Here is a 21,051-nt window from a genome sequence, read left to right as displayed (position 1 = left end):
GGTAGAAACGATGCTGAAAAAGTAAAAGAAATACTAAGTTCAGAATCCATTGATTATATCGTATCCAGCTCATATGTAAGAGCAATTCAAACTGTAGAAGGTTTATCAAAATTGATTAATAAAGAAATCGAAAAGGATTACCGTTTTAGAGAAGGTTGTTTAGCTGCTACCGACTACATATTTGAGGATCCAATAGAAGCGTTTAAATATTCAATGGAAAATCCAAATTTTTCTTATCCGGGCGGGGAATCAAGTAATGAGGTGAAGGAGCGCGGTCTTGCAGCTCTAAATGAACTATTACATAAATATAAAGGGAAAAAGATTGTCATAGGAATTCATGGAAATATAATGTCGAATATTATGCATCACTTCGATAGTACATTTGATTTTAATTTTTGGAAGTCTACAACAAAACCTGACATTTATAAGCTAACTATTAGTGAAAGCAATCAATTACTAAATACTGTTAGGTTATGGGAAGAAGGTTAAATATCAAATGAATCCTGATAAGCTAATTATTTATATTCCAAACTGATTTGAAAAATTAAACTGCACTTACACTTGTTTGAATCTAACAAATGTAAGTGCAGTTTTTTTCACTATGACTTTAGTTCTCTAATTTTTACTTTATGAGCATAAAGCGTTTATTTTTTGCAATGAGCAGAGTAATAATAAGTACAATAGCAAATAATATCGCTAATAATTGTAGCCCTAAGATATAATCTAATGATTCGCTTGCTAAGAAAAAGTTGTGTTGTTTAGAAACGATTTTTCCAACTTGAATATAAGATGTTGGTAAGTTTTCAATATCCCAAAAATAACCGACATTACGGCTCATATAAAATCTTTCACCAAAAATTAAAAGGGTACCGACAGCTAAATTCACCATTTCATGACGGAATAACACGCTGCACAGTATTACAAGCGCAATAACAACGAGGAACCACATCAAAATAAGTGCAAGTGATTGTGCTAAAAATGTACCGAGTGTCATCATGTCAAAACTGCCTACTTGTTGCCATTCCGATATGTTTGTAAATACGGGAGACGGTAGCTGAAAATGACCAAAGCCTGACCGCACACCGATTATAACAAAGCCCACAATTAACGGAAGAAACAATGCCAGACTGCCAATATAAGCAACGAACATTTTCGAAAGCAGCTTTTTCCAATCTGTTAAAGGAAAGCCCTTTAAAACAGAAGGATGAAGGCGGTCTTTCAACACAACATCGATTGCTAATAGTAAGGCACAAGTAATTAATATAATTGGCAATGGGCCGTTTAATAAGCGCTCAGCAGTTTGTAATGCTGTGCGTTGTTCAAACTGGTTAATGGATAGCTCATAATCTGCTTTGGCATAAGCCCCGTAACGTGCATATTGCTCTAACGAATTATAAAAGCCACGATCAAATGCCAATTCTCGTTGTTTCATATAATAGCGTGAGTTGTACGAGATATGCTCATTGTAATAAGTCATATAATTTGTGATAAAATACCATTCGCTCGTTACCTGAGCATATTTTTTCAAATCACCTGTATCAAGTGTGTCTAATCTAGCTTTGTCTAATGGATTGACTTCACTGAACATATGGTAGGCCTGTATTGTCATAGGATGAATATCTTCATAATCTCGTTTCTCTATGCTATCAATAAACTCTTGTCGTGTTAAATAACGCGCTTCGATTTCTTCACGATCTACCTTTTCTATCGGATCATAGGCAGGGGCTACTTTATACGCATAAAAAAACACAGCAAACGTTAAAAGAATGTAGATGAATATGTTTTTCTTATTCATAAAAAAGTGCTTAAATTCTATTTTTAAATATTCTCGCATAATGTTCCCCTTAAGATGCTAAACCAACTAAACGCTATGTAGTAGGTAAGGCAAAGTCACTTTTCTGTTGTGTTAAATACACACTTATTTATTTTTATAATGTTGTTATAATTAATAGAATAATCAAAGTTTCGAAATTTTACAAATATATGGTATATTATGTATAAATTACAGTTGAATTTAAAATGATTCTTCATTGTGATTGAGCCCTTTTCCTGTAAATGGATTGGGTAATCTTTCAGGATCTGTTGGTTAGAATACTGAAAAAATGAGTAGAGGGTAGGGGGAATTGGCTTAGTGTGGAGTTATTTTAAATTCGAGTTCAAGCAATTTTTTTCAAATATAAAAAATTTAGCAATCTATTTTCTACTTACTTTTGCGACACTTTATTATGTATTTCAAATAGTCCCTAATTATGATCCAATAGAAAGTGTAAGCGAGAATGAAATTGAGGCACGTTATTTAACGCGTCAGGAGTTTCTGGATGGAATCGAAGGGCAGGATTTAAATGGCGCACATCCTTCTTTACTGTATGCGATCGATGTCTTTAAAGCCATTAATCCTATCGATAAAGGAAGATTAGACGCTTTAGAAGAAGGGGATTTAACAAAATATGCTGAATTGACGCGTGATTGGTATTATATAACGAACGCCACTACATATAGAAATGAATTATTTTCATATAACCCTAAGTACTTTATTAACAATAAAGGGTATGCTGATGAAGATGCCTTTTATGCTTATTTAGAGCAAGCGGCTCGCTATGATGCTTATTCGAAAGCAGATTATGATTTAACTATTGATGCATTTGAACAAAGGACAGCATTTCAAACATTGGAACGACTTTTAAAAGAAATTCTACCAATCATCCTATTTGTTTGTGTCTTGCTTTTGGCTGTAGATATCGTAACTAAAGATCGACGACATTCATCCATTATAAAAGGAATTCCTATAAATGACTGGAGAAAGCTGCTTGTCAAAATGATTGTCGTGTTTATAGGTTCCTGTGCTTTACTTGTTCCATTAGGATTAGGTTTCCTTGTTATAGGCTTCCAAAATAGCTTTGGACATCTCCATTTACCATCGCCAGAATATGCAGCTCATTTAGAATACTTAAAAGATGGCAAATTTGAAATGATGACATTATCTCAATTTTTATCGAAATCAGCCATTTTACTTTTTGTATGGATTATTGTCATTATAAGTGGCGCGGTTTTATTAAGTCTTATATTTCGTCAAGAAATGGTTAACTTATTTGCTGGCTTACTACTTATTTTTGGAGAAAATATTTATTTCAGCCGTAAGGTGGGGAATTTCTGGGATGTACAAAACTTTCCGACGTCATATATTCAAGTGGGACAAATCATATCTAAACAGCGAAATTTCTATTACCTTAATAATTATTTAGATTGGGGATTAGCCTTACAATTATTGGTCACAATAGTAGTCGTAATAATTATTTCCATGTTCTTTATTACAACAAATAAACGATACAAGCTTATAAAATAAGCGGAACACTTCGTTGAATCCGTCAATCAAATGAATATTTAATGATAATGAGGGTTAGATTAAAAAAAGAAATGAATGCTATATCAAATATTTAATTAAAAGCAATGTTTAATAGACAGGACTTGTTGGTTGTCTAAAAAGAAAGCAAGAAGTCTTGTTGTAAATGGACAAGAAGTTCTCTAGTTTTTTATATCAAGCTCTATAAATTTTTCGATTTAAACATTAAAATTGAAGAGGAATTGGTATTAAACATCAAAGACCAGACTTTCTTGTCCATGTATAAAGTTAGAAGTTACCTGAGGGAATCAGAAGGACATATAAGTCAAATCCACTTTAGGGACACGGTCATAATATATATTATAGGAAGTTAGGTATCGTTTCAAAAGTATACTTATAACAGTGAGACGGAATGCAAAATTAAGCCTTGAATTAGTTGAATTTATTTTAAGTCTAAATCCAGCTAACTCAAGGTATTTTTTATTTAATTAAATTTTTAATTGTATATGCTTTTTTAAGCAATTAAATCTAACTTGCAATTTATGTGCAGCAACACTCTAAAATCTAGTTAACTTAATTTAAAAATAAAGTTATAGAACTTCAAGCTGTTGGAACAAACTTTCTCGATCATTTTCATCAAGTTGCTTGCTGATCTTTAATAACTAACATATTTGATTCGTCGAATTCCCAATCTTCACCGTAAGCAACTTCCCAATAATAGCCGTCTAGGTCTGTGAAGTATCCACCGTAACCGCCCCAATCAGTATTTTTAGGCTCTTTTTGAATGGTTGCACCAGCAGATTTGGCTTTATTGATTATTTCATCAACTTCTTCAATTGATTTAGCATTATAAGCCAGTGTGATTCCTGCAAATCCACCTGGTATAGCTGGCAGATTATCTTTATTAATGTCTTTTACTAGTTCCTTCATTGGATACAATGCAATTCTAGTACCTTCATTTTTGAAGAAAATAATGGCAGGGTTGGATTCGGTTCCTCTGATCGATGTTTGGAATCCAAGACTTTTAAAAAAATTGTGTGATTTTACAATATCGTTTGTACCAAGTGTTATAAGATTTAATCTATTCATAGTTATCCCCCGCTTTTGATACATTTAATATTGTATTTCAACATTTTCTAAAAATCCTTTCTTCATTCGACAATAGCTATTTATTTTTGATTTGTATCAGCAAGCTACGGGAAACATCAATACTAATACTTTTGTCAAAAACAGTAACTTTCTTGTCCAATTGTTTTTCGATAACTGGGATATATAGCTCTATATAGGATAATGGCAGGACTAATTTTGCTGATTTCTTAAATTGAACCTGTTTGCGGTTTGTTGTCATTTGCAACTGTATGCCTTTATTCAACTCCAGCGACACTGTCAGTTGCCGGATTGGCTCATTGATGTACAATTCCACTCCATCCGCGCTTTTAAATGCCGGTATATCATCCGTTTCACTATTAAAAGTTGCAAGGTAGCTATCACCAAGCGACATCATAGAAACGATCGTATACCGCGCTTCATCAAATTCAGGCGTTTGTTCAGCACGTTCAGAATCATCCGTACCCGTATCAATTTCAAACATTTCCTGTTTCCCATTAGCATACATCACTACAACCTCACTAGACGTCTTTTTAATCGCATGTATCTGATCCTTACTACATTTCGTTAATTCAGTCGTTTCTACATCAAATGTATAAAGTGTAGCCCCATCAGAATGATTAACCATATACACAAGCCCATTCGCATACGTACAATATTGAACACGAATGTCAGCAAGCTTTTTAGTTTGCAATGTTTCAGGATCCATCGCCGTTAAATAAGCAGTTTTAGAATGCGGATAAATAAGCAGATCACCAGCAATGCACACATCATACAAATGATGCATCGCGTTAAACCGTTCACTCGTACAAGGTGGATACAGATCAAGGTCCAATTGATGATTTTTGGCAATTTGTTCATCAGTTAATAAAAAATAACGATATCGAATTTCATGATGTTCAAACACATGGCCAATATCATCCCAAGTTACATCAATGTGATACCATTGCCCGTCAATCTCCACCATATTCCACGCATGACCGGCATCACCTTCCCCATCAGCCTTCCCTATTACATAATGACAAGGAATCTGTAACACTTCCATCATCTTTTCAAATAACAACGCATACGCCATACAAACTCCGCGCTTTTCTTTCATAAACGTAGCTACTGAAAATGGAGAACCTTTTGTATGAAGTTCATAGCTATACGTTCTGACAATATAATCATGTACCGCGATCACCTTTTGAAGTGATGACATGTTAGGTGTAGTAATATGCTGAAGCACCGATTCAACTTCTTCAAGCATCTGTTTTTCATCTTTTCGATTCATACGATAACTTAGTGTAAAATCCACCTTCACACGATTTTTGGACAAACTGCGATAACGATAACTACGATTAGCACAATGCTGTGTATAAAATGCCTTATATAAATGACTTTGTTCAAATGCATCATCTAGGATTTGATGTAATGGCTTTGGCAGGTGTCCATTAATAATCAGTGAAAACTGTTTATCTAAACGTTCCATATGCATTGTTAACACTGCAAGCAGCTCTTCATACGTAATTGTCGTTGTTTTAATGGATCCTCCTTTTTGTTTAAATGCTTCATAACTTATAAAATAACTTTTCACGTTTGATTCCTCATTCAATTTCATTTTCAAGTACATAAATTTCAACAGACTTACCTTCCATCGTAATCACCTTTTCTAGCTTCATTCCATTTTTAAGGGCGATTTGCTTTGAGCCTGTATTCCCTACCTGAATTGCCGATACATACCGTTCTAAATACATCTCTTCATCTGCATAGCCCTTTAATGCGCGCGCTGCTTCAAACCCATACCCTTGCTGCCAATAAGCTGGTGCTATCCAGTAGCCAAGCTCCATCTCGAAAGCATCATCAATAATCTGTGCAACCAATCCTGCATGCCCTATGAATTCCCCTGTTTCTTTATGGATCAATTTATGTAAACCATAATCACCAAAGTTTCTGTATTGTTCTAGCATGCGTTCAATTAAATGCTTGGCATAAGCTTGATCTTTTACGTTACCGTCTCCGATAAACTGCATAACCCGCGCATCCGTTACAAGTGCTGTTACAACTTCTACATCTTCCAAAGTATATTGTTCAAAACGTAATCGTTCAGTTTGAAGATTTAACATACTTTACCATCCTTTTAACATTTATTTGCTCGACGTTTAAAAAAACACGGGATATTATAAAGTTGATATCAAATATTTATCATTTTAATTCTTCTCCATGTTCAATAAGAGGCTTATTTTTTAAAACTACTGCTCTAATCATAACATCACTATGAAAAGAAATTTTTTTATTTTCATCAATATCAAAATTTTATCATTTTATTGTTGTTATAGTACACACTAAACCCTCTCCATTTTATTCAACACCATCTATTATATTAGAGTAACGAAATGTAATATCTTGCTTTATGTATATATTTTTCTTTTTAACATTTGTTTTTTGTTGATTATGAATTTGAAATAATAATTCATCAATATATTTTTACATAAAACGACTTGAATTTTCTTCAAATAACGTATTAATTCTACTTCATACAAGGTCCTCTAATTTTAATTATTCAGAAAAATTATTATTGCATTATAAAGTATTCCCTCTTACAATGAGTACTATTAACGGTTTCAAAAAGTAATATTCCGTTTAAAACAGAATAATAATTCGTAAGGGGGAATTACGTTGAGCAATTCAGGGGAGAAATACTCAGCGAAACACGATGCAATCAACTATGATGCAATCGAACGTATGGAAACATTCAATCAATTTGTAAAGAAGAAAAACACATTTTTATTCGGTATAACTATAACATTTTTGACATTTTACATTTTATTACCGGTTTTGGCGTTCACACCTGTGTTACAACAGAAAGCGATTGGTAGTATAACATGGGTTTGGGTTTATTCACTTGCCCTATTTATTATGACAATCGTGCTTTGTACACTTTACGTAAACATGGCAGCAAAGTTTGATAAAACTGCAGCTGCTGTTTTACAGGAATATAAAAAGGCAGGTGCGCAACAATGAACTTAGTGTCAGCAGGTTTCTTTCTAGGGATTGTCGGTTTAACATTAATCGTTACATATATTGCAGCAAAAAGAACTTCATCTGCAAGTGATTTCTACACAGCCGGTGGTGGGTTAAAAGGTTGGCAAAACGGATTTGCTATTGCTGGGGACTATTTATCGGCAGCTGCGTTTTTAGGGGTATCCGGTGCCATTGCATTAACGGGCTTTGATGGCTTCTTCTTCTCTGTCGGATATGTAGTAGCAAATTTAGTTCTTCTATATATAATTGCAGAACCTATGCGTAATTTAGGTCGATACACTTTAGCGGATATGCTGACAGCACGTTTCAATGAAAAGCGAATTCGTGGGGTTGCTGCGACAGGTACTATTATTATCGTAATTTTATATATGATTGCACAGTTAGTAGGTGCAGGTGCATTAATTAAACTGTTATTCGGTATTGAGTATTGGTTGGCCGTTCTTATTGTTGGAGTTATGATGACTACATACGTATTATTCGGTGGAATGACAGCGACTAGCTGGGTTCAGATTATTAAAGCAGGTCTATTATTATTCGGTACAACATTGTTGGCATTTTTAGTATTTGCCAAGTTTGATTTTAATTTAGTGAAAATGTTTGATACAGTAAGTACAAATTACGGGGATCAGTATTTAGTTCCTGGCGTTAAATATACTTCGACAATTGATTCGGTTTCCATGATGCTTGCATTAGTGTTAGGTACATCAGGTTTACCGCATATTTTAATGCGATTCTTCACGGTTAAGGATGCTAAAACAGCACGTCAATCAATCTCTTGGACTACTTGGATCACAGCAATTTTCTTCTCGTTAACGATTTTCTTAGGCTTTGGTGCGATGCATTTCGTAGGATTTGATGCCATTATAGCGGAAAATTCTGCAGGTAATACAGCTGCACCACTATTAGCTGAGTTCTTAGGCGGCAATATTTTATTATCATTTATTTGTGCCGTTGCCTTTGCGACAATTTTAGCTGTAGTATCTGGACTAGTATTAACAGGTGCTTCTGCCATTTCACATGATATTTACGGTGAAATCTTAAATGATGGTAAATTAACAGAGAAACAGCAAGTATTAGCTGCTCGAATCGGTTCTATTTCAATTGCGGTAGTTTCTATTGTATTAGCATTATTTGCACAAAGCTTAAACGTATCATTCTTAGTGTCATTTGCTTTCTGTATTGGTGCTTCTGCAAACTTACCGGTTATTCTTTACACAATCTACTGGAAAAAGTTCAATGCCAATGGTGCAGTTGCTGCGATGGTAACAGGTCTAGTTTCCTGTTTAGTATTGGGTGCACTTGGACCAAACATTTGGAGCCCTACTGGTAATGCTATTTTCGTAGGAGAGCCACTTGTAAACTTGGCTGTACCAGCAATTATTACAATACCACTCAGCTTCATTGCCGGTTATTTAGGATCTATATTAACGGCAAATAAAGTAGAACAGTTGGAAGCAGAACGTATTTATAAAGAAATCCGCGTGAAAGCACATACTGGTATTTCTGTACAGGATGTTTCACATTAGTATTTAAATAAATATTTAATAGAAAACTGTCTCGAAATTTCAACATTTTCGAGCAGTTTTCTTATTTTTTATGCTTTCTACTTTATAAATATAATTTTCTGAATAAACTAAAAAGAATATTTTGAAAAGTAAATTGTTTTTCGAATATTACTATTTCTTATTAAAACATATAATATTTTCTTATCATAAATTTCTGCAAAATCTCAAAATCTACTTTTTGTGATTCCATAGTAAACGTTGCGCTGTCTACCTTTCTATCTTATAAACGAAATACAAATAACATTAATCTGTTCTGTTATGTAGCTTTTTTTCTCTATTAAACATATTTTTCCGAAAAGTTTTTTCACATAATTTTCTTAAAAAGTATTGCAATTTTGTTACAGCTAAAATAGAATGAAAATGTGAATTCCTTAAAAGAGAATTTTACGCACATTAAGCAGTAATATTAATCACAAACGGGGGAATGTTTATGGGGAATAATCAAAAGCCAATTATTGATTATGAAAGAATCGCATCACAGCAATCTTTTAAACAGCTTGCAAAGAAAAAGAATGTATTTCTATGGACAATGACGGCAATCTTTTTAGCACTTTATATGTTATTACCAATCTTGACGTCATTCACTGAAATTCTACATCAAAAAGCAATCGGCAACATTACATGGGTTTGGGTATATTCAGCTGGCCTATTCGTAATGACTTGGGGATTAGCGCACTTCTATGTAGCGCGTGCAAACAAATTTGACTCTGAAGCAAAAGCTATTATTGCAGAGTATGAGGGAGGTAAAGGCAAATGAGTTTTACAGCCATATTCTTCTTCGTAGCAATCGTAGGTTTAACTTTAGTCATTACTTGGTGGGCTTCAAAACGTACTTCAAGTGCGTCTGACTTCTATACAGCTGGCGGCGGTTTAACTGGTTGGCAAAATGGACTAGCAATTGCCGGTGACTATTTATCGGCAGCGTCATTCCTAGGTATCGCCGGTTCGATTGCATTATTCGGTTTCGATGGATTCTTCTTCTCTATCGGATACTTAGTAGCTTACTTAGTAGTTTTATACATCGTAGCTGAGCCATTACGTAACTTAGGTCGATTCACTTTGGCAGATATGATTACTGCTCGTTTCGATAAAGCAAAAGTACGTGGTACAGCAGCATTATCTACTATTACAATCGTATTATTCTACATGATCGCTCAGCTAGTTGGTGCTGGTGCCCTTATTCAATTACTATTAGGTATTGAATACTGGATGGCTGTACTTTTAGTAGGTGTCATGATGACAACATACGTATTATTTGGTGGTATGACTGCCACTTCTTGGGTACAGATTATTAAAGCAGTACTTTTAATGTTAGGTACTATTATTATCTCATTCTTAGTATTAGCAAAATTCGACTTCTCTATTGCAAACATGTTCACTCATATGACTACTGTAACAGAGCATGGTGAAGCATATTTAAATCCTGGACTACGCTACACAAATGGTATTGATACGATTTCAATGCTTATCGCGTTAGTACTTGGTACAGCAGGTCTTCCGCATATCCTAATGCGTTTCTTCACTGTAAAAGATGCGCAAACAGCTCGTTCTTCAGTAATTTGGGCTACTTGGATTGTAGGTTTATTCTATGTATTAACAATCTTCCTTGGCTTCGGTGCTGCTGCATTCGTAGGCAGAGATGAAATCGTTGCGGCAAACCCGGCAGGTAATATGGCTGCCCCACTATTAGCTCAGGCTCTTGGTGGCGACATCCTATTCTCATTCGTATGTGCCGTAGCATTCGCGACAATCTTAGCGGTAGTAGCAGGTCTAGTACTTTCTGGTGCATCTGCCCTATCACATGATATTTATGGTCAAATTATTAAAAAGGGTAAAATCACTGAAAAAGAAGCTGTTAAGGCAGCTCGTATCGGTTCGATTATTATCTCTGTAGTATCAATTCTTTTAGCTCTTGGTGCTCAGACGTTAAACGTAGCATTCTTAGTATCGTTAGCATTCTGTATCGCGGCATCTGCAAACCTACCAGTAATTATTTACACGATTTATTGGAAACGCTTCAATACAACAGGTGCAGTATCAGCCATGTTAACAGGTCTAGTTTCAGCATTAATTTTAGTAGCAGTGTCTCCAAACGTATGGAATCCAGTAGAAGGTAAAGCAATCTTCGTAGGTGATCCGTTAATTATGTTAACGAACCCAGCGATCATTTCTGTACCACTTGGCTTCATCGGAGGATTTATTGGTACATTAATGTCGAAAGAAATGGATGCTGCGAAATATCGTGAAGTTGAAGTTAAAGCGCAAACAGGTATTTCAGTTCAAGATATTTCACACTAAGATAATATTCCCTACTTTTCATAAGTCATGGAAAATCAATCAGCTTCTAACCTAGTTAGAGGCTGATTTTTTATAACGCAACTGGTCGAAATTTCACTTATTTTTGAGGAGTGAGAGTCGTGACGATTGGACAACATCTCCGTGTTTTGATTTGTGTTGCTGCTATGGGCTGTATTACCGGCTTTGTACTGAACGGTACAGAGATTGATACGGACTCCCCTTACATTGATTATATAAAAGCACAGAAATGGCCATATAAAGAGAATGCATCAATTTCTGAAGTGTTTGATACGCATTATGAAACGACTTATTGGGAATACTTCACTGCCCGCGCTGGGCAACACGTCGTCCAATTCACGGGAACAGATGATGAACAGCAGTTTGTATTTCAATTCATAGTAGAAGAAGATTACTCTTCATTTTCATTCGGCGCATTAAAGCAAAATAATATTCTTTTACGACCGTACGCTAAATGGACTTATGTAAAATCGTTAACGATAAAAAAAACGTCGAAAGCTGAAGAAATCTTCCTCAGCCTTTGACGTTTTTCTATTGTCTCTTTGTCTAAAAAGAGAGATTCCTATTTAACATTTCATGGTACAATATGAAAGCAGCATCCAGCTGACTCCTTTTGTAAAGGAGGTGTACTACTGTGTCTTATCCATCACGCAAAGAAAAGGCTAAGGCTGCTTCGGAAAAGAAGCGTAACGAAAAACTCGCCATTTTTCGTTACGTGACAGACTTATTTCGTCTTGTCGATACTATTTATCGTTTTTTCCGTATGATGCTGTAAAAAAGTATTTTCACCACTTAGACTAGCCACCTAAGTGGTGTTTTTTTATTTTAATATAAACCCCTTGCAAAAACAAAAAAAGCGATTGGGGGCCACCCAATCGCCTTGTACTACTGTAGATCCATCACGCATGAATCTTACTAACTTCATTGTATGAAAGTCTGGCTTACATGTCAATGAATTACTTTTATCATATGTGAATGTTACCTGAATTATACACGACTGTTACACCTTTTGATTGACAAAAGCCCGTGAAATAGCTCCGTCTGCTTCAGTATCTATACGAAGCGAACCATTGGAATAACGGTCGGCTCTTGTTAAATTGGTTACTTGGATTGTTTCATCTATACCTTTTTCTGTTTCGATTGTAAATGTATCTCTAAAACCTACAACTAAAATCGTATAAATACGGTGTGGATTCGCTTTTAGCTCTTTAAGAATCACAACACCACGCTTTGCACGATTGCCAAGCTCGAGCTCATTTAATAGCATTCGCTTAACAGCACCGCGTTGCGTCACAATAATTAACTCCTGCTCTTGCTTTGGATCTAAAATAGCGACAGCAGCTAAATACTCGCCCTCTTTTACAACTATCCCTTTAACACCTGCTGTTTTTACACCTGTCACAGGTAAATCTTCCATTGGGAATCGAATCGTATAGCTAGTATTTGTCGATAATAGAACTTCTTCCTCCTCGGTAACAAGACGCGCAAAGATCATTTCGTCGTCACCTTTAAGGTTCATCGTTTTAATTGGTTTTGAATAACGTGTTACAACATAATCCGTAAGGGCCGAACGTTTAATTTGCCCGTCTCTTGTAGCTGTAAACACATAAACATTCGACTGCTCAAATGTCTCTATTCCAATTACCTCGATAATTTCCTCATTGGAGTCAATTGGTACGATACTTGAAATATGCTGACCTAAGTCTTTCCAACGAATATCAGGCAACTCATGGACCGGCTGGTAAATATAGTGACCTTTACTCGTAAACAGCAATAAGTGATGCTGTGTATTTAAATTAGCTTCGTATATTAAGTAATCGGAGTCCTTCATTGCGAAATCCTTCCCATTGGAAGCACTATGCGAACGAAGACTTGTACGTTTAACATAACCATCTTTTGTAACGGTTACGACAACTTCCTCACTTGGAACCAATACATCGCGCGTCACTTTAATCTCTTCTATTTCTGCTTCGATAGCTGATAGACGCGGTGATGGAAAACGCTTTTTAATATCGTTTAGCTCAGTTTTAATGACACGAATTAATTTTTTCTCATCGTCCAAAATCGCTGTTAATTTTAAGATGAGTTCACTTAATTCTTCTTGCTCGCTTTGTAATTGTGTTATATCCGTATTTGTTAGACGGTAAAGTTGAAGGCTTACAATTGCTTCTGCCTGCTCTTCCGAAAAGCCGAATTTATCGATAATATTATTTTTTGCATCACGCTTGTCCTTTGACGCACGGATTGTTTCTATCACTTCGTCTAAAATCGATAATGCCTTCATAAGCCCTTCGACAATATGTAATCGATCTTGTGCACGTGTTAGATCATATTGTGATCTGCGACGTACAATTTCCTTTTGGTGATCAATATAGGCATCAAGCATAAGAGGTAACGTCATCATCATCGGACGGCGATTATGAATGGCAATCATATTAAAATTATAAGACACTTGTAAATCCGTTGATTTTAATAAAAAGTTTAAAATACCTTGTGCCTGTACATCTTTTTTTAATTCCACGACGATGCGCATTCCATCACGGTCTGATTCATCACGAATTTCTGAAATACCATCTAAACGACGATCGTTCACACGTAATTCATCCATTTTACGAATCATGTTCGCCTTATTCACTTCGAAAGGAATTTCAGAAATAATAATTTGCTCTTTATTCCCTTTTAACTGCTCGATTTCTGTGCGTGAACGAACAATAATTTTTCCTTTCCCTGTTTCAAATGCCTTTTTGATACCATCGACACCTTGTATAATGCCACCTGTCGGGAAATCAGGTCCTTTTATAACTGTCATCAGTTCATCGACTGTACAGTTTTTATTGTCTAAACGCATTAAAACTGCATCGAGAGCTTCTTGTAAATTATGTGGAGGGATGTCTGTCGCATAACCAGCAGATATTCCGGTAGCTCCATTAACCAACAGATTCGGAAAGCGTGATGGTAAAACAGTTGGTTCCATATCCTGATCATCAAAGTTTGGTACGAATTCAACTGTATTTTTATTAATATCACGCAATAGCTCTGCAGCAATGGTTGATAGACGCGCTTCTGTATAACGCATCGCAGCCGGCGGATCTCCGTCGACCGACCCGTTGTTACCGTGCATTTCAATTAACATGTGACGGCTTTTCCAATCTTGACTCATTCGGACCATCGCATCATACACAGAAGAATCCCCGTGCGGATGGTAGTTACCGATTACATTTCCGACCGTTTTCGCGGATTTACGGAATGGTTTGTCAAAAGTATTACCTTCATGGAACATCGCATATAATATACGGCGTTGTACAGGTTTTAAGCCATCGCGTGTGTCAGGTAATGCACGATCTTGAATAATATATTTTGAATAGCGACCAAAACGGTCACCCATTACTTCTTCTAATGGTAAATCCTGAAATTTCTCAACAAAACTCATTTATCTTTTGCCTCCTCATGCTGGATGAATTCATTTTCTAAAATGCTTGCATCCTCTTCCATGCCGAAGTTGACGTTAGATTCAATCCATTTACGTCGGGGCTCAACTTTATCGCCCATCAATGTTGTAATACGACGTTCCGCACGAGCACCATCTTCAATTTTTACGCGAATTAATGTACGCGTTTCCGGATTCATCGTTGTATCCCAAAGCTGGTCGGCATTCATCTCACCTAAACCTTTATAGCGTTGGATAACGTAGCCTTTGCCAATTTTCTTCGTAGCGGCACTAAGCTCCTGCTCTGTCCAAGCATATACAAGCTCCTGCTTCTTCCCAGACCCTTTAGATACTTTATACAATGGTGGCAATGCTATGTAGACTTTACCGGCTTCGATTAATGGACGCATATAGCGATAGAAAAATGTGAGTAAAAGTACTTGAATATGTGCGCCATCTGTATCGGCATCCGTCATAATGACCACTTTATCGTAGCAGGCATCTTCTACATTGAAATCCGCGCCGACACCCGCTCCTATAGTATGGATAATCGTAGCAATTTCCTCGTTTTTCATAATGTCCTGCAGCTTTGCCTTTTCAGTGTTGATAACTTTACCGCGTAAAGGCAAAATGGCTTGGAAAGTACGATCCCGACCTTGTTTCGCCGAACCGCCTGCAGAATCACCCTCTACTAAATACAGTTCGTTTCTCGCCGCATTTTTCGATTGTGCAGGCGTTAGCTTCCCTGACAGCAAAGTACTCGATTTTTTCTTTTTACCGTTTCTTGCATCATCACGTGCTTTACGAGCTGCTTCACGAACTTGATGAGCACGAATCGCCTTTCGAACTAAAGATGCCGAAAGCTCTGCGTTTTCCTCCAATACATACAATAACTTTTCAGAAACGACTGTATCGACAACATAACGCGCCTCAGATGTTCCGAGCTTGCCTTTCGTCTGACCTTCAAACTGTAGTAGATTCTCGGGAATACGCACTGAAACAATCGCGGTTAAACCTTCGCGAATGTCAACGCCTTCCAGATTTTTATCTTTTTCTTTTAATAAACCAATTTTTCTTGCATATTCATTAAACACTCGTGTTAATGCAGACTTCGCACCTGTTTCATGTGTTCCGCCATCACGTGTACGTACATTGTTTACGAACGACAGGATAGTTTCGGAATAACCGTCATTAAATTGCAGGGCAAATTCCACTTCAATTTCCTGAAGTATGCCTTCCACATATTTAACAGGATGCAGAACATCTTTTTCTTCATTCAAGTAGGCAACAAATGCTTCAATACCATTTTCATAGAAGAAAGTTTCATGCTGGCCTTGTCCGCGTTCATCAACACGCTCATCGATTAACTCAATTTTTAAACCTTTTAATAAAAATGCTGATTCACGCAGGCGCTCTGCCAGCGTGTCATAATTATACTTTGTCGCCGAAAAAATCGTTGAATCAGGTAGGAAATGTACCAATGTACCTGTTTCCTTTGTTTTTCCAATCATATCAAGGGATGTAGCTGGTTTACCACCTTGCTCGAAACGTTGGCGATAAATTTGCCCATCACGGTAAATTGTTACTTCTAAAAATGAGGACAAAGCATTTACAACAGATGAACCTACACCGTGTAAACCGCCACTCGTTTTGTAGCCACCCTGTCCAAATTTACCACCTGCATGGAGTACAGTAAAAATAATTTCCGGAGTTGGCTTACCCATTTTATGAATACCTGTAGGCATACCACGACCATGGTCTCGTACGCTAATACTATTATCTTCATGAATCTTCACGATGATATGATTACCAAATCCAGCAAGTGCTTCATCCACTGCGTTATCTACAATTTCGTACACTAAGTGGTGAAGACCTCGACTATCTGTAGAACCAATATACATCCCTGGTCTTTTTCGTACGGCTTCTAAACCTTCTAATACTTGAATGGCATCTTCATTATAAGACATACCCGATTGATTTTTAACCAAATGCAATCCCCTCCAAAAAATACAAACAAACGTTCTATTTACTACCTAATCGTACTTTCAAATATGCATGATGTCAATGTTTGAGCGTACTTTTTTAGGCTTTGCAAAGACTAATTGTATCATCAAAAACCGACGTTTAAAAGCCTATCCTTTAATAGTTGATAAACAAATGTAACTTTTTCCCTGTTTCCATCCTGTTATTACGAAAAAATAATACCTCTTTCCTTCTATTAAAAAACATTGTAGAATATTCATAACATACTATTAGTACCAACTAATAATTCTGACATTTGAAAGGAGCACAACTTCTTGATCAACGCTTTAATAATTATTTGTGCTTATTTAATCGGTTCCATCCCATCTGCATTATGGATAGGGAAAATTTTTTATAAAACAGATATCCGAAAGCAAGGCAGCGGTAATTTAGGCACTACGAATACATTTAGAGTTCTAGGTAAGAAACCTGGAATTGCTGTACTGCTACTTGATATTTTTAAAGGGACAGCAGCAGTTTTATTGCCGCTGTTAGCAATTTTCAGTGATAGTACTGTTCATCCACTTATTCTTGGTATCGTTGCAGCAGCGGGGCATATGTTCCCGATATTTGCGAGCTTCCGTGGCGGTAAAGCCGTAGCGACAAGTGCTGGTATCATCTTAGGTTATAATTTGCCATTATTCCTTGTTTTACTTACTGTATTTATCATTTCATTAAAAACGACAAAAATGGTGAGCTTAACTTCAATGATTGCATCAGCAGTGGCGATCATCTATGTAACGATTAATTGGATTGTTACGGGTGAATATGCGCTCTTTATTTTAGTAGCAATTTTAGCTTCCTTTATCTTTTATCGTCACCGCGAGAATATTATACGCATTAAAAATGGAACTGAACCAAAAATTAAAGGTTTTTAACATGCAGGCTGAAGGTTTATACTTCAGCCTTTTTTGTTTCGTTTTAGCAGGCGCGGGTTTTGTAAGTTTTTTTCATTTCCTGCATAATGACAATAGAGGTGAATTGTATGGAAATTAAATTAACTGAAAAAGCAGTCGAATGGTTTAAAGAAGAAATGGAAATAGAACATGGAGACTATATTCGCTTTTATGCACGCTATGGGGGCTCATCTCCCTTTCATGAAGGATTTTCGTTAGGAATGACACGTGAGCAGCCCCATGAAATAGGGATTGAAACCATTATAGAGAATGTACACTTCTTTATTGAAAAATCCGATGAATGGTTTTTTAGTAACCATCATCTAATTGTAGACGTCGATGAAACAACTGATGAACTTAGCTATTCATATGAAAAATAGCCTTCAAAAAGTTATAATATTTTAAATATATTGTAAATCCGTTTTTCATCCTTGTAATCGATATAATGTGTAAAGATATTGATTACAAGAAGAGGGATTACAATTGAAAGTGAAACAAGGATTTTATTGGCGCTGCCTATTTTTTATCGCAGGGATTATCGTTTTGTCACTAGGTGTTGCCTTAACGATTAAAGGACAAACAATCGGTGTAGGTTCATGGGACGTGCTCCATATAGGACTTTATAAAAATCTCGGTTTAACAATCGGGGCTTGGTCCATCATTATAGGGTTAATTATTTTAGCGATTGACTCTATGTTATCAAAAAGACTACCAAAAATAGGTACCTATTTAGATATGTTTTTAACGGGGATTTTTATTGATATCTTTTTGTATGTGCTACCTAATGCACACAACCTTTTGGAGCAAACTTTATCGTTTGTAGTAGGTATAGTGCTACTAGGTATTGGTTGTGGTATGTACATGGTGGCTAACCTCGGTGTTGGACCACGTGATACTTTAATGCTGTTATTAGTCCGTCGCCTAGGCTGGAGCGTGAACCGTGCACGTACGACAATGGAAGTATCAGTTGCTGTTGTAGGCTTCATTTTAGGCGGTCCTGTTGGTATAGGGACAGTATTTATGGCATTCGGCTTAGGACCGGTTGTTCAATGGGCCCTAAAATGGAATGAAAAGCTGTTTTACCGTGCAGCAGGTGTAGAAAGTGCCGTAATTTAAAATGAGAAGAAAGCGAACATAGTAGGTTTGCTTTCTTTTTTTTATTAACAATTGTTACAATATTCAAAAAATACTTCCGTAATTAAAATAAATCCCGCATAGTAGTAATTGGAGGTGTTTTTTAATGATACAGATTGAAAATGTCCAACTATACCGGAATGAAAAAGTAATTTTGAATAATTTAAGCTGGCATGTACAAAAAGGACAGCATTGGGCCATTTTAGGCTTGAATGGTTCAGGAAAAACAACCTTGTTAAAAGTAATCAACGGCTATATTTGGCCAAACAAAGGTAAAGTGCAAGTACTGGGTGAAACTTTCGGCAATACATATATCCCTACCCTACGGACACGCATCGGCTGGGCAAGCAATGCAATGATTGATAGCTTCAACTGGCAGGATAATGCAATCGAAATTGTGCTCAGCGGAAAATTCGGTGCGCTCCGTCTATTTAATGACGTGTCCAACGAGGAGATTGAGCAGGCACTATCCTTTATGAAACAGTTTCATTGTGATCATTTGGCAAATAAATCATTTGAGCATTTATCACAAGGTGAACGTCAACGTGTACAAATTGCACGTGCTTTAATGGCAGAACCAGAAATATTAATATTAGATGAGCCATGTGGCGGACTTGACCTTATAGAGCGGGAAAACTTACTACAAAAGATTGAGCAAATAGCCAAGTGCGATAACTGTCCTACACTTATTTATGTAACGCATCATGTAGAAGAGATTTTACCTTGTTTTAGCCATGTACTGTTAATGAAAGATGGTGAAAGCGTAGCTGCAGATACTCGCGAAGTCATATTGAATGAACAATTGCTGAGTGACTTTTTTGGCCGTGAAGTAAGTTTACAAATAGAACAAGAACGTGCATGGCTTGCAGTAAAATAAAAATGAGCCAGCAAGATATTCCCTTGCTGGCTTTTCTTATATGTGATATTCGATATTTTCCTCAACAAAATGCCATTCATAAGGTGTTTCTTGGTATACGTAATAGTTTAACCAGTTGTAGAATAACAGATGTGAATGGGCACGCCATACATTTTTAGGTGCATTTTGTGGGTCATTATTCGGGAAGTAATTAATCGGAACTTCCGTATTTTCCGGATCCTTTTCAATATCACGGAAATATTCGTCCGATAGAGTCGTCGCATCATACTCTAAATGGCCTGTAATCATGATATGCTTATTGTTTTTTGATTGGACGATAAATACACCGGCATCGTCCGAATAGCTAAGCAGACGCAAATCTGGGTGTGCACGGACTTCATCTATTGAGACAGATGTATGGCGTGAATGAGGTGCAACATATTCATCACTGAAGCCCCGTACTAAATCGACCGTTAAATCTGTTATCACATGCGAATAAACGCCGGAGCATTTTTTAGGCAGCTCAAACTTCCCGATACCGAAATGATGATACAGTGCAGCTTGTGCGCCCCAACATATATACATGATCGATGTAACATTTTGATCGGCCCAGTCCATCACATCGGTAATTTCCTTCCAATAGCCTACATCTTCAAATTGCATTTTCTCTACTGGTGCACCAGTGATAATAAGACCATCATATCGGCGGTGCTTAATCTCATCGAATGTTTGGTAGAACGTATCTAAATGTGATTTGGAAACGTTTTTGGATTCGTATGTAGCGGTATTTAAAAATGTAACATCTACCTGTAGTGGTGTGTTCCCTAGTAAGCGCAATAATTGGAGCTCGGTTTTTTCCTTTTCCGGCATTAAATTGAACACTAAAATATTCAAAGGTCGAATTTGCTGAGTTTTCGCACGATCTTCCTCCATAACGAAAATCTTCTCTCTTCTCAGCAGCTCACCGGCAGGTAAATGTTTCGGAATATTAATTGGCATTGCACTTTCCCCCTCTAATCTTTCTAAATAATCTTGGCTTAATAACGCAAAGCTTTTTCGAGCTTCTTTCCTTTCAAATAAATCATTGTAATAGCCGCAGGGGTTTGATCATTGGAGCATGTAATCGAATACTTGCCGAAAAAACACAAAAAACCCCTCATTCCAGCACAACAGAAATGAGAGGTTTATATACCCGTTCTTATCTGCCAAGGTCATTGCCTTGCTGGAAGTAGCACCTTTCTAGTTGTACTAGAGGTTGCTGAAGCATCTACGGGCACAGTTCCCTCCGCTTCTCTTGATAAGACTATTAAATTGACACTAGTGTAACACGGTAGTGTAAGTTTTGCAATAATTCAAAAAATATA

At 36.5% G+C, this 21,051-nt stretch carries 18 protein-coding genes, 1 pseudogene and 1 riboswitch; of the genes and pseudogenes, 12 read left to right on the top strand and 7 right to left on the bottom strand.

What is annotated here, in order from left to right; genetic code table 11:
• Positions 1 to 489: pseudogene (locus tag SNE38_RS12640) on the top strand (histidine phosphatase family protein); the annotation flags it as partial.
• Between the two features lie 133 nt (positions 490 to 622).
• Here the strand turns inward: SNE38_RS12640 and SNE38_RS12635 are convergent.
• Positions 623 to 1,834, bottom strand: coding sequence for an ABC transporter permease (locus SNE38_RS12635; protein WP_336046616.1), 1,212 nt, complete (start codon positions 1,832 to 1,834; stop codon positions 623 to 625).
• Positions 1,835 to 2,131: 297 nt separating this feature from the next.
• Between SNE38_RS12635 and SNE38_RS12630 the strand changes: the two genes are divergently transcribed.
• The gene (locus SNE38_RS12630) at positions 2,132 to 3,343 is read left to right on the top strand and encodes an ABC transporter permease (protein WP_336046615.1); all 1,212 of its coding nucleotides are present in this window, start codon (positions 2,132 to 2,134) and stop codon (positions 3,341 to 3,343) included.
• Positions 3,344 to 3,976: 633 nt separating this feature from the next.
• Here the strand turns inward: SNE38_RS12630 and SNE38_RS12625 are convergent.
• The 3 genes from SNE38_RS12625 to SNE38_RS12615 all read right to left on the bottom strand — a co-directional run bounded on the left by SNE38_RS12625 (position 3,977) and on the right by SNE38_RS12615 (position 6,552).
• Positions 3,977 to 4,429 carry a VOC family protein gene (locus SNE38_RS12625; protein WP_336046614.1) on the bottom strand — a complete coding sequence of 151 codons (453 nt, stop codon included), beginning with the start codon at positions 4,427 to 4,429 and terminating at the stop codon, positions 3,977 to 3,979.
• A 76-nt stretch (positions 4,430 to 4,505) separates the two neighbouring features.
• Entirely contained in the window at positions 4,506 to 6,023 is a 1,518-nt protein-coding gene (locus tag SNE38_RS12620; RefSeq protein WP_336046613.1) for a transglutaminase domain-containing protein, read from the bottom strand.
• A gap of 10 nt (positions 6,024 to 6,033) precedes the next feature.
• Positions 6,034 to 6,552 carry a GNAT family N-acetyltransferase gene (locus SNE38_RS12615; protein ID WP_191703400.1) on the bottom strand — a complete coding sequence of 173 codons (519 nt, stop codon included), beginning with the start codon at positions 6,550 to 6,552 and terminating at the stop codon, positions 6,034 to 6,036.
• A 553-nt stretch (positions 6,553 to 7,105) separates the two neighbouring features.
• Here SNE38_RS12615 and SNE38_RS12610 point away from each other — a divergent pair.
• From SNE38_RS12610 to SNE38_RS12585, 6 genes are all read left to right on the top strand, one after another.
• Positions 7,106 to 7,450, top strand: coding sequence for a DUF485 domain-containing protein (locus SNE38_RS12610; RefSeq protein WP_456242980.1), 345 nt, complete (start codon positions 7,106 to 7,108; stop codon positions 7,448 to 7,450).
• Positions 7,447 to 8,997 carry a solute symporter family protein gene (locus SNE38_RS12605; protein ID WP_336046612.1) on the top strand — a complete coding sequence of 517 codons (1,551 nt, stop codon included), beginning with the start codon at positions 7,447 to 7,449 and terminating at the stop codon, positions 8,995 to 8,997. Before SNE38_RS12610 ends, SNE38_RS12605 begins: the two co-directional genes overlap by 4 nt.
• A gap of 469 nt (positions 8,998 to 9,466) precedes the next feature.
• On the top strand, positions 9,467 to 9,793 hold the full coding sequence (locus SNE38_RS12600; RefSeq protein ID WP_191703402.1) for a DUF485 domain-containing protein: 327 nt from the start codon (positions 9,467 to 9,469) through the stop codon (positions 9,791 to 9,793).
• Entirely contained in the window at positions 9,790 to 11,334 is a 1,545-nt protein-coding gene (locus SNE38_RS12595) for a solute symporter family protein (protein ID WP_336046611.1), read from the top strand. The genes SNE38_RS12600 and SNE38_RS12595 overlap by 4 nt, the downstream gene beginning before the upstream one ends.
• Before the next feature lie 119 nt (positions 11,335 to 11,453).
• Positions 11,454 to 11,876, top strand: coding sequence for a hypothetical protein (locus SNE38_RS12590; protein WP_336046610.1), 423 nt, complete (start codon positions 11,454 to 11,456; stop codon positions 11,874 to 11,876).
• Between the two features lie 110 nt (positions 11,877 to 11,986).
• Complete coding sequence (locus SNE38_RS12585) at positions 11,987 to 12,127, top strand: hypothetical protein (RefSeq protein ID WP_191699020.1); 141 nt, start codon at positions 11,987 to 11,989, stop codon at positions 12,125 to 12,127.
• 225 nt (positions 12,128 to 12,352) lie between these two features.
• On the opposite strand, the gene parC is transcribed toward SNE38_RS12585, so the two are convergent.
• Entirely contained in the window at positions 12,353 to 14,782 is a 2,430-nt protein-coding gene (gene parC, locus SNE38_RS12580) for a DNA topoisomerase IV subunit A (RefSeq protein WP_191703406.1), read from the bottom strand.
• The gene (gene parE, locus SNE38_RS12575; protein ID WP_336046609.1) at positions 14,779 to 16,767 is read right to left on the bottom strand and encodes a DNA topoisomerase IV subunit B; all 1,989 of its coding nucleotides are present in this window, start codon (positions 16,765 to 16,767) and stop codon (positions 14,779 to 14,781) included. Before parE ends, parC begins: the two co-directional genes overlap by 4 nt.
• Positions 16,768 to 17,076: 309 nt before the next feature.
• Here parE and plsY point away from each other — a divergent pair, with 309 nt between their 5' ends.
• From plsY to SNE38_RS12555, 4 genes are all read left to right on the top strand, one after another.
• The gene (gene plsY, locus SNE38_RS12570; RefSeq protein ID WP_191703408.1) at positions 17,077 to 17,679 is read left to right on the top strand and encodes a glycerol-3-phosphate 1-O-acyltransferase PlsY; all 603 of its coding nucleotides are present in this window, start codon (positions 17,077 to 17,079) and stop codon (positions 17,677 to 17,679) included.
• A gap of 107 nt (positions 17,680 to 17,786) precedes the next feature.
• Complete coding sequence (locus tag SNE38_RS12565) at positions 17,787 to 18,077, top strand: HesB/YadR/YfhF family protein (RefSeq protein ID WP_336046608.1); 291 nt, start codon at positions 17,787 to 17,789, stop codon at positions 18,075 to 18,077.
• A 109-nt stretch (positions 18,078 to 18,186) separates the two neighbouring features.
• On the top strand, positions 18,187 to 18,813 hold the full coding sequence (locus tag SNE38_RS12560) for a YczE/YyaS/YitT family protein (RefSeq protein WP_336046646.1): 627 nt from the start codon (positions 18,187 to 18,189) through the stop codon (positions 18,811 to 18,813).
• Positions 18,814 to 18,937: 124 nt separating this feature from the next.
• A complete protein-coding gene (locus tag SNE38_RS12555; RefSeq protein ID WP_336046607.1) occupies positions 18,938 to 19,708 on the top strand; it encodes an ABC transporter ATP-binding protein in 771 nt (256 codons plus the stop codon).
• Positions 19,709 to 19,744: 36 nt separating this feature from the next.
• Here the strand turns inward: SNE38_RS12555 and metA are convergent, their stop codons facing one another.
• Positions 19,745 to 20,686 (bottom strand): homoserine O-acetyltransferase MetA, encoded by a 942-nt coding sequence (metA, locus tag SNE38_RS12550; protein ID WP_336046606.1) that lies wholly within the window; start codon positions 20,684 to 20,686, stop codon positions 19,745 to 19,747.
• A 196-nt stretch (positions 20,687 to 20,882) separates the two neighbouring features.
• Positions 20,883 to 20,991, bottom strand: a riboswitch (SAM riboswitch).
• Between the last annotated feature and the right edge of the window lie 60 nt (positions 20,992 to 21,051).

Source organism: Solibacillus ferritrahens, from assembly GCF_037027585.1.
Lineage (GTDB): Bacteria > Bacillota > Bacilli > Bacillales_A > Planococcaceae > Solibacillus > Solibacillus ferritrahens.
Note: the sequence above shows the minus strand (reverse complement) of the source record. Positions and strands in the feature narration are given on the sequence as shown.

Excerpts from the sequence above, each read along its gene's own strand:
- SNE38_RS12635 (WP_336046616.1), bottom strand. The coding sequence starts at position 1,834 with ATGCGAGAATATTTAAAAATAGAATTTAAGCACTTTTTTATGAATAAG.
- SNE38_RS12625 (WP_336046614.1), bottom strand. The coding sequence starts at position 4,429 with ATGAATAGATTAAATCTTATAACACTTGGTACAAACGATATTGTAAAA.
- SNE38_RS12615 (WP_191703400.1), bottom strand. The coding sequence starts at position 6,552 with ATGTTAAATCTTCAAACTGAACGATTACGTTTTGAACAATATACTTTG.
- SNE38_RS12605 (WP_336046612.1), top strand. The coding sequence starts at position 7,447 with ATGAACTTAGTGTCAGCAGGTTTCTTTCTAGGGATTGTCGGTTTAACA.
- SNE38_RS12600 (WP_191703402.1), top strand. The coding sequence starts at position 9,467 with ATGGGGAATAATCAAAAGCCAATTATTGATTATGAAAGAATCGCATCA.
- SNE38_RS12595 (WP_336046611.1), top strand. The coding sequence starts at position 9,790 with ATGAGTTTTACAGCCATATTCTTCTTCGTAGCAATCGTAGGTTTAACT.
- parC (WP_191703406.1), bottom strand. The coding sequence starts at position 14,782 with ATGAGTTTTGTTGAGAAATTTCAGGATTTACCATTAGAAGAAGTAATG.
- SNE38_RS12565 (WP_336046608.1), top strand. The coding sequence starts at position 17,787 with ATGGAAATTAAATTAACTGAAAAAGCAGTCGAATGGTTTAAAGAAGAA.
- SNE38_RS12555 (WP_336046607.1), top strand. The coding sequence starts at position 18,938 with ATGATACAGATTGAAAATGTCCAACTATACCGGAATGAAAAAGTAATT.
- metA (WP_336046606.1), bottom strand. The coding sequence starts at position 20,686 with ATGCCAATTAATATTCCGAAACATTTACCTGCCGGTGAGCTGCTGAGA.